Below are 15458 nucleotides of genomic sequence, written 5' to 3'. Positions count from 1 at the left end.
AGTAAGAGGTTCAAAATGACAAATACAATGATTGCAAAACAAGCAATTGATGATTTTTTAACCCAAAAAATCCAAAAAACTATTGAGAAAAAACAAAGAAGTTTGAAAGGTAAATTTGGCGAAAATGATAAACAAAAAATTATTGATAATTATGAAATTTTTTCTTGGCTAGATAAAGTGGCTGAAAATGCTGAGAACATATTTTTGAATGTCTCTCACGTTGCAAAACTCACGCATTCAAGCAGTCAAGCAATGAGTTTGAAAGATAGCATTATCTCAACCAAAAACCTACATTTAATTAGTAATCAAACGATTAACAGCCAATTCTTGGATAGTGGCTATTCTAGTGCAGCATTATCTCCGATTGCAGAGTTTTTGAGTTTTCCTGTTTCAGGTACAAATAAACAGCTTGGCGAATTGTTGGCAGAAGATGAACAAAACTTTTCACAAATTACCGAAGATAAAAGTAAGCGTGAATATTGGACAAACCAAATCAAACAAGTCTATCAATCACAAAAAATCTATAGTCATACCTTGGCTAAACAGATTTATATCCCTATTGGGATTGATGAATATCATTTGGTTTCGCCCATGTATTCTAGTTCATTAGCACATGAAATTGCATTGGCAATAAAAGCAAGTAAAGATAAAACTAACCCTGTTAATCAAGCCAAAAAACAAAATAAATGGCATGAAGAAACTTATGTTTTTTATCCTAATATCGCAACACTTGGTGTAACCAAAAGCATGCATCAAAACGTCTCTTCTTTGAATGGTCAAAGAAATGGCTTGTTGCACTTATTTCCATCGCTTCCGCCCAAATGGAATGCCAGCCCAATGCCACCTACTCGTATTGGCGATATTTTAAAAAGAAGTTATCAAAAAGAGTTATTTGAACAAGTTAAATATTTGATTGATGTATTTAATAAAAATGAATTATTTATCAATCATGACAGAAGATTACTATTAAAAGAGCTTATTGAAAAAATTGTTTCTAATATTTGTGATGAAATAATGTTGATAAGAAAAAGTCAGCCTGCTGGCTGGAGTGAAAATCATCAAATACCTGAATATTTGGCAATATTGATTGACACTCAAATTTTGCAAACACAAACATTGTCTCAACCACAAATATCTGCTTATTTAGATGAATTAAAATCTGAAATTGTTCAATGGATAAGCAAACATATTGGTGATGATATTCGCACCAAATCATTGGAAGAATTGTGGCTAAAAATGATGACACTTATTTTGCAAGATTTTTATCAAATATTAAAAGCGGAGTAACTCATGGCTGATTACATTTTATTAGAACGAATTCAAGTAGAAAATGCTAATTGTATTGCTGGCTTCACTTATGGTTTTCCAGCGATTACCGCTTTTTTGGGTTTTGAACACGCTTTATCACGAAAATTAAAAGAGCAAATCGGTATTGAGCTTTCAGGCTGTGCGATTTTTTGCCATGATTATGAAGTAAATAGCTATCAAGATTTTTATATTCGCTTTATTCAAAGTCGTAATCCACCATTAACCTTGAAAGGGGAAGAGAGTAAAAAATTAAAAAGCCCAGCCTCAATCATTGAAGAAGGCAAAATGGATATGACTGTATCCTTGTTGCTTCGTATTGATGGAATATTATCAAGCAATAGCGAATTAAAAGAAGAATATCTTACTACGATAAAAGGATTGGTTTATCAATCACGTTTGGCAGGTGGCAGTCTTAAAAAATTAAAAAGCATTCAAATCGTGAGTGATGATAAAGAGAGCCAACGAAAATTAAAAAACATTTTATTGCCTTGCTTTACCTTGTTGGACGCAAGCCATTTATTGGAAGAGCATTTTGAAAAACTTCAAAATGAACAATCACTATTAGAATGCTGGACAGACTTTTTTGCTTTCAAAGAAAAAGCTATTAGAAATCATGAAACAGATGAAATTTCTTGGCAACGTTATATTCCAGAAAATAAAAAAGGTTGGATAGTGCCACTTATGATTGGATATAAAGGCATTAGCCCACTTTATTCGCCAGAAGAAGTAGAAAATTTGCGTGATACACGTTATCCATTTCGTTTTGTGGAGGCGGTACATGGACTTGGTGAATGGAAAAGTTTGCATCGCATCAGTGATTTGAATACTTTATTTTGGCAATATCATGTTGAAAATGAATGGTATTTATGCCAGCAAAAACAAAATATGGAAATACATTCCCAATCTCATCAATCAGAACAGACTGATTTAGATGATATGTTTAGTCAATTAGGTCTTTAATTTTAATCATAAGGAGTCATACTCATGGCAAGATCACCAAGAAACAATACTGAAGTCACTGTACCAAGTGTACTGGCGTTTAGTCGTAAAATTGAACCATCTGATGGATTGATGCAGGCTGGATTATGGGAAAATAAAAACGATAACAACGCATGGCAAAATATTGAACTGCATGATAAACGTAATCGTGCAACCAAAAGTCAATATGGTGTCGCAGATGAAGAAAAAATCCAGCCAAATATCGTATGGGGCGATGATGCCAACTTACCGCATGATTTGGATACATTAAAAGTTACTTTTACGGTTAAATTTTTAGGTAATATTAGTCAAGCAGTTACCTATTCTGATAAACCGATTGGATTTATGGAAGGGTTGCAAACTGCCTATCAAAATTATCAAAAAGATGTAGGGTTATTACCACTTGCTAAGCGTTATGCTCAAAATCTTGCTAATGCACGTTTTTTGTGGCGTAACCGCATTGGTGCAGAACAGATAGAAGTTAAAATTACCGATACCGAAAATCAAGATAATTCATGGACTTTTAGTGCCTTTGATTTTGAATTACATGATTTTGACCAATCAAATTCACAAATTGATGAATTGGTAACTTGCATTGCCGATAGTTTTGAAACAGGTAAATATTTGCTGTTAAAAATTGAAGCCTTTGCCAAAGTAGGTTTAGGTCAGAGAATTTTCCCATCTCAAGAAATGCGTGGTAAAGACACAAGAGAGAATAGTCCAACTTTTGGTAAATCTAAATTTTTACATCAAATCAAAACACCAACAGGACTGTGTGCTGGGTTGCATTCTGAAAAAATTGGTAATGCCATTCGCACCATTGATACTTGGTATGAATCAGAAACTGATTTAGCAGTAAAACCTGCCATTGCCATTGAACCTTATGGTTCTGTACCAACACAAGGTCAGGCATATCGCACTAGCAAAACTGATTTATATACGTTAATGGTTAAATGGGTTAAAAAAGAAGAAATGAGTATGGAGGAGCAACATTTTGTGGTTGCTAATTTGATTCGTGGTGGTCTTTTTGGCGGTAGCAAAAAAAACGAGGAGGAATAAACCATGAATTTCTATCAAGAAATCACGCTGATTCCTGATGCGGAAATTTCGCCCTATTTCTTGTGGAGTAAGGTTTATACCCAACTCCACATCGCCCTTGCCGATATTAAAAATAAGCATGGGATTGACGGAATTGGCGTGTGTTTTCCTAATTACTGTTATAAAGAAAAAAATGGTAAAACTTTTGCCACACTTGGAACGAAATTACGCATTTTTGCTCAAACGGCAGATGAATTAGAAAAATTGGCATTGCCTGTTTGGTTTGCACGATTGATTGACTATGTGCATTTGACAAGTGTGAAAGAAGTACCAAACAAAGCGACAGAATATGTCGTGGTAAGGCGGTATCGTGGCAAATCGCTTGAGCGTAAGGTAAAAGATTATGCCAAATACAAAGGCATTGGCTATGATGAAGCGATGGCATACTGTCAGAAGAATAAGGCAACGAGCGAAATGCCGTATCCATACGTTCAAATGAAAAGCTTGCACAATGGCAACGATTATCATTTGTCAATTTTGCAAGAACCTGCTGAACAGCCTAAATTAGGCAGTTTTAATGCGTATGGTATGAATAATATTTCAAATCATGTAACCGTTCCGCATTGGATAAATTAAAGTTTGTATAGTAAGGTGAAGACCCTTATTTTTACTATATAAAAACTTAGTTTAAAATCAATTAGTTACATCAAGGTGCAAAAAAAGGGTAAAAGTCGGTTTTTTACTTGAATGCCTTGATGTAACTATATTTTTTGAGTTATAATACTAGTTCCCCACCACATGCGTGGCTTAGAAAGCCAAACGGGCAAACTGCTATCCAATGGCAAAGTTCCCCACCACATGCGTGGCTTAGAAAGCGTGATGGCGTTGTTTGCTGCCTTTGAGCATGTTCCCCACCACATGCGTGGCTTAGAAATAGCATTGAGCGATATTGACAGCTTAGAAAATGTTCCCCACCACATGCGTGGCTTAGAAAAGCCAAAGCCAATCAAAACCTTGTTTCATAGGGTTCCCCACCACATGCGTGGCTTAGAAAACTTTGTACTGCTAACGCCAAACGCTGTTGAGGTTCCCCACCACATGCGTGGCTTAGAAAGACACAAAAAAACGGTGGGGAATGCTGGTTTCGTTCCCCACCACATGCGTGGCTTAGAAATGACACCTGCAGACACTACCGCATACCATGCGGTTCCCCACCACATGCGTGGCTTAGAAAACGCACCCACACGGCAACGCTAAAGCCAATCAGTTCCCCACCACATGCGTGGCTTAGAAAAGGCATTTTTAGACATTTTTTAAAAAGCGTCTGTTCCCCACCACATGCGTGGCTTAGAAAAAATCGCAATCAGTGATGCGTGGCTAGCTAACGTTCCCCACCACATGCGTGGCTTAGAAAATATCCCAACCGATAAAGTTCCGTCCCACAATGTTCCCCACCACATGCGTGGCTTAGAAATTGCGTAAAATGGGGAATTGAACAAGAACCATGTTCCCCACCACATGCGTGGCTTAGAAAGCATATAGTCAATTAGAAAATGGCAAAGTAAAGTTCCCCACCACATGCGTGGCTTAGAAAGCATATAGTCAATTAGAAAATGGCAAAGTAAAGTTCCCCACCACATGCGTGGCTTAGAAAAACTGCAATTTCAATGTCTTTATTTTGTTTTGGTTCCCCACCACATGCGTGGCTTAGAAAAGAACGTGGCAACGTGTATATGCTTTTTTTTATGTTCCCCACCACATGCGTGGCTTAGAAATTGACCGCACATTTACCGACAAGATGACAGGTGTTCCCCACCACATGCGTGGCTTAGAAAAACTGGCTTAATTTGGCGTTGGTTTGACTATCGTTCCCCACCACATGCGTGGCTTAGAAAAAACCTTAAATAATTGATTAGGTCGTAATACCGTTCCCCACCACATGCGTGGCTTAGAAAGTGTCTGTAATTGTCGGACTTACCACCGCACCGTTACCCACCACATGCGTGGCTTAGAAAATAAAGCAGCGGCGAACCCCCAAAAGGTTGCCGTTACCCACCACATGCGTGGCTTAGAAAAGCACGGTGGGCGACAAATCCACGATTGACTAGTTACCCACCACATGCGTGGCTTAGAAAGAATGTCCTAAAATTTTTGATTAGTAGGTTTTGTTACCCACCACATGCGTGGCTTAGAAATTGTATTATAAGGGGTCAATACCGCAAATCAAGTTACCCACCACATGCGTGGCTTAGAAAAAAAAATCGGAAAGGCAAAAACAAAAAACAAAGTTACCCACCACATGCGTGGCTTAGAAAATTTGTAGATAAGTATCCAAACCACTGTCATTGTTCCCCGCCACATGCGTGGCTTAGAAATCACCGTGAATGCGAAACAATAATTTTTCACAGTTCCCCACCACATGCGTGGCTTAGAAATCCCACGCCGTGAACATGTGAATTATCCCCCTATTCCCCACCACATGCGTGGCTTAGAAATTTTCAACATTTATTGGTGTTCTCTGCACACGACAGAAACTACTAAAACAAAGTTGATTTTCTTTTAAAACTGAGAAAATCAACCAACCTATTAAAAAAAGCAAAATCACCACACATAATAAACCATCTAAATCCATCAATCAGAAAATCTAACCCCAAAGCAAAAACACTTGACTGAGGACGACCATTAGACTTAAGGCAACGTTTATAATGACTAGGCTTATCATCAATGACCGCCAAGCCAGTCAAATAAGCCCAACAAAAGGCTAACGCATTTACCGCAACCAATTTACTCACTCTGTCTTGTTTAGTCAAATGCGTATCCTCAAGATTAAAACCACGCCCCTTTAAACAAGAAAACAGCGTTTCAATCTGCCAACGCATCGCATAAGTTGCCATAGGGTCAATATCATCAAAATCATTGGTAGCCACAATCACATAATCATTATCACTATCAAGCTTTGCCGATACCTTGACAGGACACTTATCAACAAAGAGTGTTCTAGCATGGTGATAAGTATCTTGCTGGTTTAAATTATGAAATAGTGTTTTAATTTGTACGCTTTGTCCTTGTGTATTGGTCACTTTACTGTCTTTTTTAATGCGTATGGCAAATTTAATATTTTGTTTTGTTAGCCAGTCAAACCATGCAGAACCCACAAATTCTCTATCGGCTAATACTTTTTGTATTTTATCTTTACCAAAGGTGTGAATGAATTTTTCAATGAGTTGTGTTCTCTCTAGTGTTTTTGAGTTGCCTTGTTTGTCTAGCATTGTCCAGTATAAGGGTATGGCAATGCCTTTGTGTACAACAGCTAACATGAAGATGTTGATGTTGCTTTTTCCCCATTTCCAGTTGGTACGGTCAATGGTGAGTGTGACTTTGTTTAGTCCAAATAGTTGAAAGATAAGGCGTGCTATTTGGTGTTCATTTAGGGGTGTTTGGGCGAAAAAGCGTTGTATTCTTCGGTAGTTGCTGTCATTTGTTGTGCTGTTGGTAAAGTGTCTGGCTATCTTTTTTAGGTTACTGCTTTGGGCGGTAATGATGGCTATTATCATTAGACTTAAGCAGTTGATTTTTGCCTTGTGTATTGTTAGGTTTTGCGATAAAATTCTTTTTAGTCTGATAAGGTTTGGCATGGTTTTAATTCGTCGGAAAAATTACTATTATGCCATTGTTTTATCAGACTTTTTTGTTTTTTTGTCGTGTGCAGAGAAAAATTTTAACGAATATCCACATCATCGCCATCGGTACGCACTCGCACTTTGGCGACTGTGTTGTCTTTTAACAAAAATACTTCGCAGTTTTTTGGACGAATGGCAAGCTCAAATTCACGGAATTTTTGTTGGTTAAACACTCGCTTGCCGTCAGCGTGCAACACTTGCCAAATCAACATGCCAAGCCACATACCATGCGTAAATACGACATAAGTGCCGTTGGGTAAATTGTCAAAAAAAGTACGAACATTTTTGACACGTTGCACAAAATTGACAAAACTGTCCGTCTGTTCGCTGTCTTGAAAATTGCTCGGTTTTTGCCAAAAATCTTCCGCCATTTGGCGAATTTCGGCTAAATTTAGCAATTTGATATGCTCAAAATCCAAATAATTAAACTCGTGCAAATCGTCAATTATCATAGCGGTGCGTGCAGTTTTTGTCAAAAACGGCTCGGCAGTTTGTTGCGTGCGAAGATAACGGCTAATAAAAATATCGGTGATAGGCTCGTCAATGTGTTGCTGTAACCAGTCGGCAAGCTCGTTTGCTTGGGTTTTGCCAAGTTCGGTGATGTTGATTTCGTGATTGGGGCGAATGGCGACACCTGCGTTGGATTCGCTTTGGGCGTGGCGGATTAGATAAATTTTTTTCATTTTGATGTTATTTAATTTAAAAAATAATTGGTAAAAATTTCTCACATTTTGTAGGGTAAGTTAGCAAAGCGTAACCCACCAAATTTAGAGTTAAAATTATCCTTTTTTTATGCAAAAAAGGGCTTGTTAAACAAACCCTTTTTTATTGCGTTGTAAACAATTAATTAAAACAACACACGCACTTTAATGGTTTCTGGTACGGCACGCAGACGTTCCAACGCTTTGGCAGAATCATCATCATCAACGTCCATCACCAAATAACCGACATCGCCTTCAGTCATCAAGTTTTGTGCCAAAATGTTAATGCCCGCTTCGGCAAATGACAAGTTAATTTGTGATAACACGCCCGCCACGTTTTTGTGAATATGTAACAAACGGTGCGTACCGTCTTTAAACGGAATGGTCACATTCGGGAAATTCACCGCAGATAGCGTGTCGCCCATATCTGAATAACGCACAAATTTTTCGGCAACTTCCAAACCAATGTTGGCTTGTGCTTCTTGGGTTGAACCACCGATATGTGGCGTTAAAATCACATTGTCAAATTGACGCAATGGCGATTCAAACTCTTCGCTAGCTGATTTTGGCTCTTTTGGAAATACGTCAATCGCCGCCCCAATCAAATGTCCACTTTTTAACGCTTCGGCTAACGCATCAATATCCACACATTTACCACGAGCGGCATTGATTAGGTGTGATTTTGGTTTCATCATTGCCAATTCTTTGGCGGTAATCATGTTGCGAGTTTCTGGCAAATCTGGCACATGAAGTGTTACCACATCGGCATTTTTGAGCAATTCTTCAAGGCTACCCACTTGGCGAGCATTCCCCATTGGCAATTTGGTAATCGCATCGTGATAAATCACTTTCATGCCCAAATTTTCCGCCAAAACCGACAATTGTGAACCAATAGAACCGTAACCGACAATCCCAAGGGTTTTACCACGCACTTCATAGCTATCTTTGGCAGATTTGCCCCAACCGCCACGATGAACCACCGCATTTTTTTCTGGAACACCACGCATTAACATGATAATTTCGGCAAGCACCAATTCGGCAACCGAGCGAGTGTTAGAGTACGGTGCGTTAAATACAGGAATACCTAACTCACGAGCTGCGTCCAAATCTACTTGGTTTGTACCGATACAAAAACAGCCGATAGCAATCAGTTTTTCGGCTTTTTCTAGCACAGCACGAGTCAGATTGGTGCGAGAGCGAATACCGATAAAATGTGCGTCTTTGATTTTTTCAATCAACTCAGCTTCGTCAAGGGCGGTTGAAATGGCTTCAACATTGGTATAACCTGCGTCTTTTAACACTTTAAAGGCGTTGTCGTGCAAGCCTTCAAGCATTAAAAAGCGGATTTTATCTTTGCCTAAAGAAAGATGGTCAGTCATGGCTGTGTCCTTCATCATTTTGGTGTAAAAAATTTACAATTAAAAAAAGTGGCTTTATCATAGCACAATTGACGGCTAATTTGGCGTGAAATTTATCAATTTAACATGAATAAAGTTAAGTTAGATATTCCAAAAATTTATTTTTGCCAAAATTGTTAAAAATTCCACTATAATAAGGCTATTTTTAACCAATATTTTTACAAACCATTTTTTTAAAACCCCAAGTGAGCGTATCATGATAAATCAACTGATTGAAAAATTGACCCAACAAGGCTTTGATGACAACCAATTTAAAACCAACGCCGAAGATTTAGAATTTTTTGGTAAAGACCATACCAAACATTTTGAGCCAAACCCAAATATCATTCTTTTCCCAAAAAGTACCGAACAAGTGCAAACAATTATCAAGACTTGTAACGAATTGAACCTTGTCATTACCCCAAGCGGTGGGCGGACAGGTCTTTCCGCAGGGGCGGTCGCGAGCAATGGCGAAGTGGTGGTGAGCCTTGACAAAATGAACAAAATTTTAAACTTTTACCCTGATGACCGTATGGTGGAAGTGGAAGCTGGCGTGATTACCAAAAATTTGCAAAATTTTGCCGAAGAACAAGGCTTATATTATCCTGTGGATTTTGCGTCCGCAGGCTCAAGCCAAATCGGTGGTAATATCGGCACAAATGCAGGCGGTATCAAGGTTATCCGTTATGGCATGACCCGTAACTGGGTGCTTGGCTTGACGGTGGTAACTGGCAAGGGCGATATTTTGGAGCTGAACAAAGGCATGATAAAAAATGCGACTGGCTATGATTTTCGCCATTTGTTTATCGGTGCGGAAGGCACGCTTGGTATCGTTACCAAAGCCCAAATCAAACTGGAACGCCAACCGAAAAACTTAACCGTCATGGTGCTAGGCGTGGACGAATTTGCTAATATTATGAAAATTTTGGCAAATTTCCAAAGCAAATTGGATTTGACGGCATTTGAATTTTTTGACAAAGTGGCAATGAACAAACTGTTAGCGACAGGTCATGTACAACGTCCGTTTGAAAGCGATTGTCCATTTTATGCACTTTTAGAGTTTGAAGCCCCTTATGAGCCGATTATGGACGAAGCGATGGCGGTGTTTGAATACTGTATGGAACAAGGTTTGTTGGTTGATGGTGTGATGAGCCAATCTATCGCTCAAGCCCAAGAGTTGTGGAAACTGCGTGAATATATTTCTGAAACCATTTCGGTATTTACGCCATATAAAAATGATATTTCGGTGTTAATCAGCCATGTGCCTGATTTTATTAATGATATTGATAAAATTGTGAATGACAATTATCCAGATTTTGAAGTGTGTTGGTTTGGGCATATTGGCGATGGCAATTTGCATTTAAACATTTTAAAACCAGAAAATTTGACAAAAGATGAGTTTTTTGACAAATGTAAAGTGGTGAATAAATATGTCTTTGAAACGGTGAAAAAGTACAACGGCTCAATCTCTGCCGAACATGGCGTGGGTATGACCAAAAAGCCATATCTAAATTACACTCGCCCTGATGATGAAATCGCCTATATGAAACAATTAAAAGCTGTCTTTGACCCGAATGGTATTATGAACAAGGGAAAAATTTTTGATTAGTAAAATTAAAAATTGGTTGTATCCACGACGGCAAGGGTTTGAAACTGCTTCTTGAAATCTAACCAAATCCATCTTAGAATATCCAAATAAATAGATTAATTAGTATCAACGAAGCATCAAAACAACTAGGTGTGTCTATCTCAACATTACGCAGATGGGACAAAAGTGGCATGCTTGTTGCCGAAAGAACACTAAAAGGACACAGACGTTACGATAAGTACTAGAATGACCCTAATACGTGGACACATCATCGCCCTAGACCCAACGAATAAACAAGCAACTTACTTTGCAAAGGCTTGCGGTGTAGCCCGTCTTGCCTATAACTGGGCGTTAGATAATTGGCAAAAACAATACCAAGCCGATAAAACTTATCGTGATGAATGCTTGAAAAATGGCATAGAAATTGATGAAACCAAACTTAACAAACCATCACAAGGCAAACTTAGAAAACAACTAAATAGCATAAAAAGACAACAATTCCCCTTTATGCTAGAAGTAACCAAATGCAGCCCACAACTTGCCATCATGCAACTAGGAGACGCATTCAAACGCTTTTTTAAAGGTGAAAGCAAATACCCACAATTTAGAAAAAAAGGCGTAAATGACAGATTTAGCTTATCCAACGACCAATTTAAACTTATTGACATCAATAACAAACCTTTTATCAAAGTCCCCAATCTTGGACTTGTTAGAATGCGTGAAAAACTGCGACACACAGGCAAAATCCTATCTGCCAAAATCTTTAAACAAGGCGGTAAATGGTTTGTATCAGTTGCCGTTGAATTACAAAACATCATCAAACCACAACCCAAAACAGACAAACAAGTTGGTATTGATTTAGGCATTACAGACCTTGCCACCTTGTCAAATGGCGAAAAAATCCAAGCACCAAAACCATTAAAAAACAAACTCAAACAACTAAGACGATTGAATAAAAGTTTATCAAAAAAACAAAAGGCTCAAAAAACCGTGAAAAGGCAAAAACCAAGCTATCACGGCTACACTTTAAAATCAGCAATATCAGAAAAGACTTTTTACACAAGCTAACCACAAGCCTTGTTAAGTCTTATGATGTGATTTGTCTTGAAAACCTAAATGTAAAAGGCATGGTAAAGAATAAAAAACTTAGCCGTGCGATTAATGATTTAGGTTTTTATGAGTTTAAACGACAATTGATTTATAAAGCGAACCAATGGGGCAAAACAGTGAAAGAATTAGATAGATTTTATCCCAGTTCGAAAACTTGCCACAATTGTAATTATAAATTGGATAACTTGCTACTTAGTATGAGAAATTGGCAATGCCCAAATTGCCATATTACGCATGATAGAGATATAAACGCTAGTATCAATATCCTAAATCATGCAACTAAGGTTTTAACAACCTAATATTTTTGGCGGTGAGTTCCACCGTGTCAGCCTATGGAGTTGATGTAAGTCTTAAGTCAAATGACAAGAGCAAACAACGTTGAAGTAGGAAGAAAACGCTAAATTTGCCTATAGGTAGATTTGGATAGGTTTTTTGGGACGGATATTTATCCAATCATTAGTAATAGCAATTATTCTGTTATTGCTAATGATTTTACCCAGTTATGGTCAATTTTTATCGGTTTTTTCATTGTGGTTTAAAGTTCATTGGTAATTTTGAAAAAGATTGATTTTGTTTGTTAATTGAACAAGTTGCTTGTATAATGTACTAACAAATGACACACATTTAATATCGGAAAAGTTATGCAAGCAACCGAACGTATCAGTATCAGAACCACACCCCAAACCAAAGCCATTATTGAACAAGCCAGTCAAACAATGGGGCTTAGCATGAGCCAATTTATGCTCAATGTGGTATTTGAAAAATCGCTAAAAATCATCAATGAAACACCCATTTGGCATTTAAGCGAACAAGAAAGTCAACTGATTAACGAGATGTTAAACGACACCACGCCACCCAATGACGAATTAAAACAGTTGTTGACATTGGGAGAAAGCCTTGTTTGAATTGTTAAACAAACAGCATGACAAGGCAAGTTTTGACTGTGGCAACCCAATTATCAACCATTATTTGCAACATATGGCAAGCCAACACGCCAAAAAAGGCATTGCCCAAACCCATGTGTTAGCCGATGGCAAGGTTATCAAAGCCTTTTATACGCTGTCAAATTTGCACCTTGACAGCCGTGAGCAACGCATTAAAGGCTATCCAAACTTAATTCCTGCGATTTTAATCGGACGTATGGGCGTGAGCGTGGATTATCAAGGGCAAGGCTTGTCAAAAAAACTTATCGCCCATGCTTTAGTGAAAATTCGCCATTTGGCGGTGCAAACAGGCATTGGTTTTGTGGTGATTGATGCCAAAACAGACGAACTGGTCGCTTATTATGAAAGGCTTGGTTTTAAAAAAACGGATAATCCTTATCGCCTTATCCTAGCGGTTGCCAAGTTGCAACATTCACAAGTCTAACCTAAAAAAACAAAATGGCAAATTTTAACACCCATTTATCCACCGCCTTTATCATGAGTACCACCGCAAGCCTTGTCGTTTATAAGGCTGGCATGGTAACCTCCATTGAGTTTTTTTTGTGTGCCATCGTTGGCACGATAGGCGGACTGTTGCCAGACATTGACCTTGAAAACTCCATTCCCACACGCATAGGTTTTAACATCATCGCCTTATTGGTCGCCTTTGGGGCGGTGGTGTTTTGGATAGCGGAGTTGAGCGTGGTGGAGCTTTTGGTGGTGTGGGCGAGTGTGTACGCTATGATGCGGTGGGGCGTGCTGATGTTGTTTAGCAGTTTGACGGTACACCGTGGCATTGTGCATTCCATTCCGTTTATGTTGCTGTTGTCGCTGATATTGGTGTATGCCAGTTACTATGGGGTCAAAAATGGGGCGGTATTTAGTTGGTTTTTGGGCTTGTTTTTATTTTTTGGGACGATGGTGCATTTGATTTTGGACGAAATGTACAGCGTCAATATTTTTGGCTTAAAAATCAAAAAATCCTTTGGCACAGCCATCAAATTTTTTGACAAAAATCAAAAAAAATCTTATTTTGCCTTGTATTCGGCGGTGGTGTTATTGTTGATGTTTGCCCCACCTTACAAAGTTTTTTGGCAAAATTTAACCAATCCAATCACATGGCAAATTTTAAAACAAAATTTTATGCCAAATTATTTGTCAAACCTGTTATCCTAAAAAATGTCAAGTTTTTACAAAAAAATATGCTAAGATAAAACAAATTTCTCTTGGGTAAAATCTATGCTAAACCTACCGCTAGGGGTAAACGCTCCATTAAACCAAAGCCATTGCGATATTTACATTAAAAATCATCAACAACTCGGTAGTGAAATTGGGCTATTGTGGCTTGTCATGGACAAAGAGCGAAAAGCCATCATCAGCCCTGCTTACCTACACGAAAATAAAGACTGGGGCAAATTTGACCCACAAAACAACCGTTGGCAACTAGACCTAGATACCTTGTTTAAAACTCATCACGCCCACACCGTACAGCTGATTGCTTACGCTTATGATACGCCGAACGTTAATTTACCTGCCATTGAAATCAGCCAATTTGATATTCAAATTAACCAAGAAATTACTTATCAATTTAACAGCAACGAACGCCACGTCAAAGCCAGTATTATCCTAGAAATTTACGAACGAAACGGACAATACAAGGTGCGAGCCTTGGCGGAAAATAGCAGTCAGCATTTATCCAGTTTTGCTGAACGCTTGCAAATTAGCCTTGACGCTCGCCACCCCACCATTCATGAAAGCCTACAACAAGGGCAACAAGGACAACAGCCCAACAGTCGCCCATGTCCGCAAGCAGGTGAAACTTGGACTGGCACAGCCTTTGCGATTGACCGTTATCATCTGCTCACTTGTGAACACGTCATTGATGGGGCAACTATCATCGGTATTCGTCAGCAAGGACAGGCGGACAGACAGGCTCAAGTTGTGCTTGCTGATGAAGGCAGTGATACCGCCTTACTCAAGGTGAGCGAACCATTGCCGAGTTTTATTCCTATTCGTGAATTGGGCTATGATTTATTGGGTGAAAGCGTTACTACCTTGGGTTTTCCGCTGACAGGGCTTGGCAGTCAGTTACAAGTTACGCGGGGCAATATCGCAGGGCTACAGGGCATTGGCAATGACATTCGCTATTTGCAGTTTACTGCCCCCATTCAACCGGGGTCAAGTGGCAGTCCGCTACTGTTACCGACTGGCGAAGTGATTGGCATGGTAACGCACAGTATTTCCAACGCCCAAAATATGAATTATGCGACAAAAAGCCAATTATTGTTGGCATTGGTGGCGAGTGCTGGGTTAAATGTCAGCGATTTACCAAAAAATGTCAGCCAAAGCCCACTTTCTACCCCACAATTAACCAAACAAAGCAAAGAAGCCTTGTGGCTCGTTGGGTGTCAGGCGTAAAAATTTTAGGAAGTATTTTTTGTAAAATTGATAAAAATTGAGTTAAATATATTGAAATAATTTGAGAGATATGATGATGTTAAACAATATTGCAGTATTGATTGACGCGGACAATGCGTCCGCCAAAACGATAGGCGTAATTTTACAAGCCATTGAAAAATTGGGTAAAATTCGCACCAAAAAAATCTATGGCGACTGGGGACAGAGCAATTTATCCAGTTGGCAAGAGGTGATTTTAAAATATGCGATTGACCCCATGCAACAGTTTAGCTATGTTATGTCAAAGGCAAAAATGCGACCGATATTGCGTTGGTGAT

At 38.7% G+C, this 15458-nt stretch carries 14 protein-coding genes, 1 pseudogene and 1 CRISPR repeat array; of the genes and pseudogenes, 12 read left to right on the top strand and 3 right to left on the bottom strand.

The genetic code is table 11. From position 1 onward, the window contains the following. Positions 1-15 precede the first annotated feature (15 nt). Genes ACGTJS_RS03780 through cas6f form a run of 4 tightly spaced genes read left to right on the top strand, consistent with a single transcriptional unit; the run spans position 16 to position 3960 of the window. Entirely contained in the window at positions 16-1287 is a 1272-nt protein-coding gene (locus tag ACGTJS_RS03780; protein ID WP_410472856.1) for a type I-F CRISPR-associated protein Csy1, read from the top strand. A 3-nt stretch (positions 1288-1290) separates the two neighbouring features. Beyond that, on the top strand, positions 1291-2268 hold the full coding sequence (gene csy2, locus ACGTJS_RS03775; RefSeq protein ID WP_410472855.1) for a type I-F CRISPR-associated protein Csy2: 978 nt from the start codon (positions 1291-1293) through the stop codon (positions 2266-2268). Between the two features lie 24 nt (positions 2269-2292). Then, the gene (csy3, locus tag ACGTJS_RS03770; RefSeq protein ID WP_410472854.1) at positions 2293-3345 is read left to right on the top strand and encodes a type I-F CRISPR-associated protein Csy3; all 1053 of its coding nucleotides are present in this window, start codon (positions 2293-2295) and stop codon (positions 3343-3345) included. A 3-nt stretch (positions 3346-3348) separates the two neighbouring features. Then, complete coding sequence (gene cas6f, locus ACGTJS_RS03765; RefSeq protein ID WP_410472853.1) at positions 3349-3960, top strand: type I-F CRISPR-associated endoribonuclease Cas6/Csy4; 612 nt, start codon at positions 3349-3351, stop codon at positions 3958-3960. A gap of 150 nt (positions 3961-4110) precedes the next feature. After that, positions 4111-5819: a CRISPR direct-repeat array (repeat unit 28 nt; unit sequence GTTCCCCACCACATGCGTGGCTTAGAAA). Positions 5820-5861: 42 nt separating this feature from the next. Here cas6f and ACGTJS_RS03760 read toward each other — a convergent pair. From ACGTJS_RS03760 to serA, 3 genes are all read right to left on the bottom strand, one after another. Continuing rightward, positions 5862-6959 carry an IS4 family transposase gene (locus ACGTJS_RS03760; RefSeq protein WP_410472852.1) on the bottom strand — a complete coding sequence of 366 codons (1098 nt, stop codon included), beginning with the start codon at positions 6957-6959 and terminating at the stop codon, positions 5862-5864. Between the two features lie 83 nt (positions 6960-7042). Continuing rightward, positions 7043-7687, bottom strand: a complete 645-nt coding sequence (locus ACGTJS_RS03755; protein WP_315044148.1) for a histidine phosphatase family protein — start codon at positions 7685-7687, stop codon at positions 7043-7045. A 164-nt stretch (positions 7688-7851) separates the two neighbouring features. Beyond that, positions 7852-9084 (bottom strand): phosphoglycerate dehydrogenase, encoded by a 1233-nt coding sequence (gene serA / locus ACGTJS_RS03750; protein WP_410472851.1) that lies wholly within the window; start codon positions 9082-9084, stop codon positions 7852-7854. A gap of 235 nt (positions 9085-9319) precedes the next feature. Between serA and ACGTJS_RS03745 the strand changes: the two genes are divergently transcribed. The 8 genes and pseudogenes from ACGTJS_RS03745 (at position 9320) to ACGTJS_RS03710 (ending at position 15457) form a co-directional block, all read left to right on the top strand. Beyond that, positions 9320-10711: an FAD-binding oxidoreductase gene (locus tag ACGTJS_RS03745; protein ID WP_410472850.1), complete on the top strand. Its 1392-nt coding sequence runs from the start codon at positions 9320-9322 to the stop codon at positions 10709-10711. A gap of 80 nt (positions 10712-10791) precedes the next feature. Beyond that, entirely contained in the window at positions 10792-10935 is a 144-nt protein-coding gene (locus tag ACGTJS_RS03740) for a MerR family transcriptional regulator (protein ID WP_410473219.1), read from the top strand. Position 10936: 1 nt separating this feature from the next. Next, positions 10937-12046 (top strand): annotated as a pseudogene (locus ACGTJS_RS03735) (RNA-guided endonuclease InsQ/TnpB family protein); the annotation flags it as partial. 395 nt (positions 12047-12441) lie between these two features. After that, positions 12442-12705, top strand: a complete 264-nt coding sequence (locus ACGTJS_RS03730) for a DUF1778 domain-containing protein (RefSeq protein ID WP_315042896.1) — start codon at positions 12442-12444, stop codon at positions 12703-12705. Then, positions 12698-13168 carry a GNAT family N-acetyltransferase gene (locus ACGTJS_RS03725; protein WP_410472849.1) on the top strand — a complete coding sequence of 157 codons (471 nt, stop codon included), beginning with the start codon at positions 12698-12700 and terminating at the stop codon, positions 13166-13168. The genes ACGTJS_RS03730 and ACGTJS_RS03725 overlap by 8 nt, the downstream gene beginning before the upstream one ends. A 14-nt stretch (positions 13169-13182) precedes the next feature. Beyond that, positions 13183-13899, top strand: coding sequence for a metal-dependent hydrolase (locus tag ACGTJS_RS03720; protein ID WP_410472848.1), 717 nt, complete (start codon positions 13183-13185; stop codon positions 13897-13899). Positions 13900-13962: 63 nt separating this feature from the next. Continuing rightward, on the top strand, positions 13963-15141 hold the full coding sequence (locus tag ACGTJS_RS03715) for a serine protease (protein ID WP_410472847.1): 1179 nt from the start codon (positions 13963-13965) through the stop codon (positions 15139-15141). 76 nt (positions 15142-15217) lie between these two features. Then, complete coding sequence (locus ACGTJS_RS03710) at positions 15218-15457, top strand: NYN domain-containing protein (protein ID WP_410472846.1); 240 nt, start codon at positions 15218-15220, stop codon at positions 15455-15457. Position 15458: the final 1 nt, after the last annotated feature.

This window comes from Faucicola mancuniensis (assembly GCF_046523945.1).
GTDB lineage: Bacteria > Pseudomonadota > Gammaproteobacteria > Pseudomonadales > Moraxellaceae > Faucicola > Faucicola mancuniensis.
This window is presented reverse-complemented; position numbering and strand designations above follow the sequence as displayed.

What these genes read in the sequence shown, in the direction of transcription:
- ACGTJS_RS03710 (WP_410472846.1), top strand. Translation starts at nt 15,218, where the DNA reads ATGTTAAACAATATTGCAGTATTGATTGACGCGGACAATGCGTCCGCC.
- ACGTJS_RS03720 (WP_410472848.1), top strand. Translation starts at nt 13,183, where the DNA reads ATGGCAAATTTTAACACCCATTTATCCACCGCCTTTATCATGAGTACC.
- cas6f (WP_410472853.1), top strand. Translation starts at nt 3,349, where the DNA reads ATGAATTTCTATCAAGAAATCACGCTGATTCCTGATGCGGAAATTTCG.
- ACGTJS_RS03755 (WP_315044148.1), bottom strand. Translation starts at nt 7,687, where the DNA reads ATGAAAAAAATTTATCTAATCCGCCACGCCCAAAGCGAATCCAACGCA.
- ACGTJS_RS03780 (WP_410472856.1), top strand. Translation starts at nt 16, where the DNA reads ATGACAAATACAATGATTGCAAAACAAGCAATTGATGATTTTTTAACC.
- ACGTJS_RS03730 (WP_315042896.1), top strand. Translation starts at nt 12,442, where the DNA reads ATGCAAGCAACCGAACGTATCAGTATCAGAACCACACCCCAAACCAAA.
- csy2 (WP_410472855.1), top strand. Translation starts at nt 1,291, where the DNA reads ATGGCTGATTACATTTTATTAGAACGAATTCAAGTAGAAAATGCTAAT.
- serA (WP_410472851.1), bottom strand. Translation starts at nt 9,084, where the DNA reads ATGACTGACCATCTTTCTTTAGGCAAAGATAAAATCCGCTTTTTAATG.
- ACGTJS_RS03715 (WP_410472847.1), top strand. Translation starts at nt 13,963, where the DNA reads ATGCTAAACCTACCGCTAGGGGTAAACGCTCCATTAAACCAAAGCCAT.
- csy3 (WP_410472854.1), top strand. Translation starts at nt 2,293, where the DNA reads ATGGCAAGATCACCAAGAAACAATACTGAAGTCACTGTACCAAGTGTA.
- ACGTJS_RS03760 (WP_410472852.1), bottom strand. Translation starts at nt 6,959, where the DNA reads ATGCCAAACCTTATCAGACTAAAAAGAATTTTATCGCAAAACCTAACA.
- ACGTJS_RS03745 (WP_410472850.1), top strand. Translation starts at nt 9,320, where the DNA reads ATGATAAATCAACTGATTGAAAAATTGACCCAACAAGGCTTTGATGAC.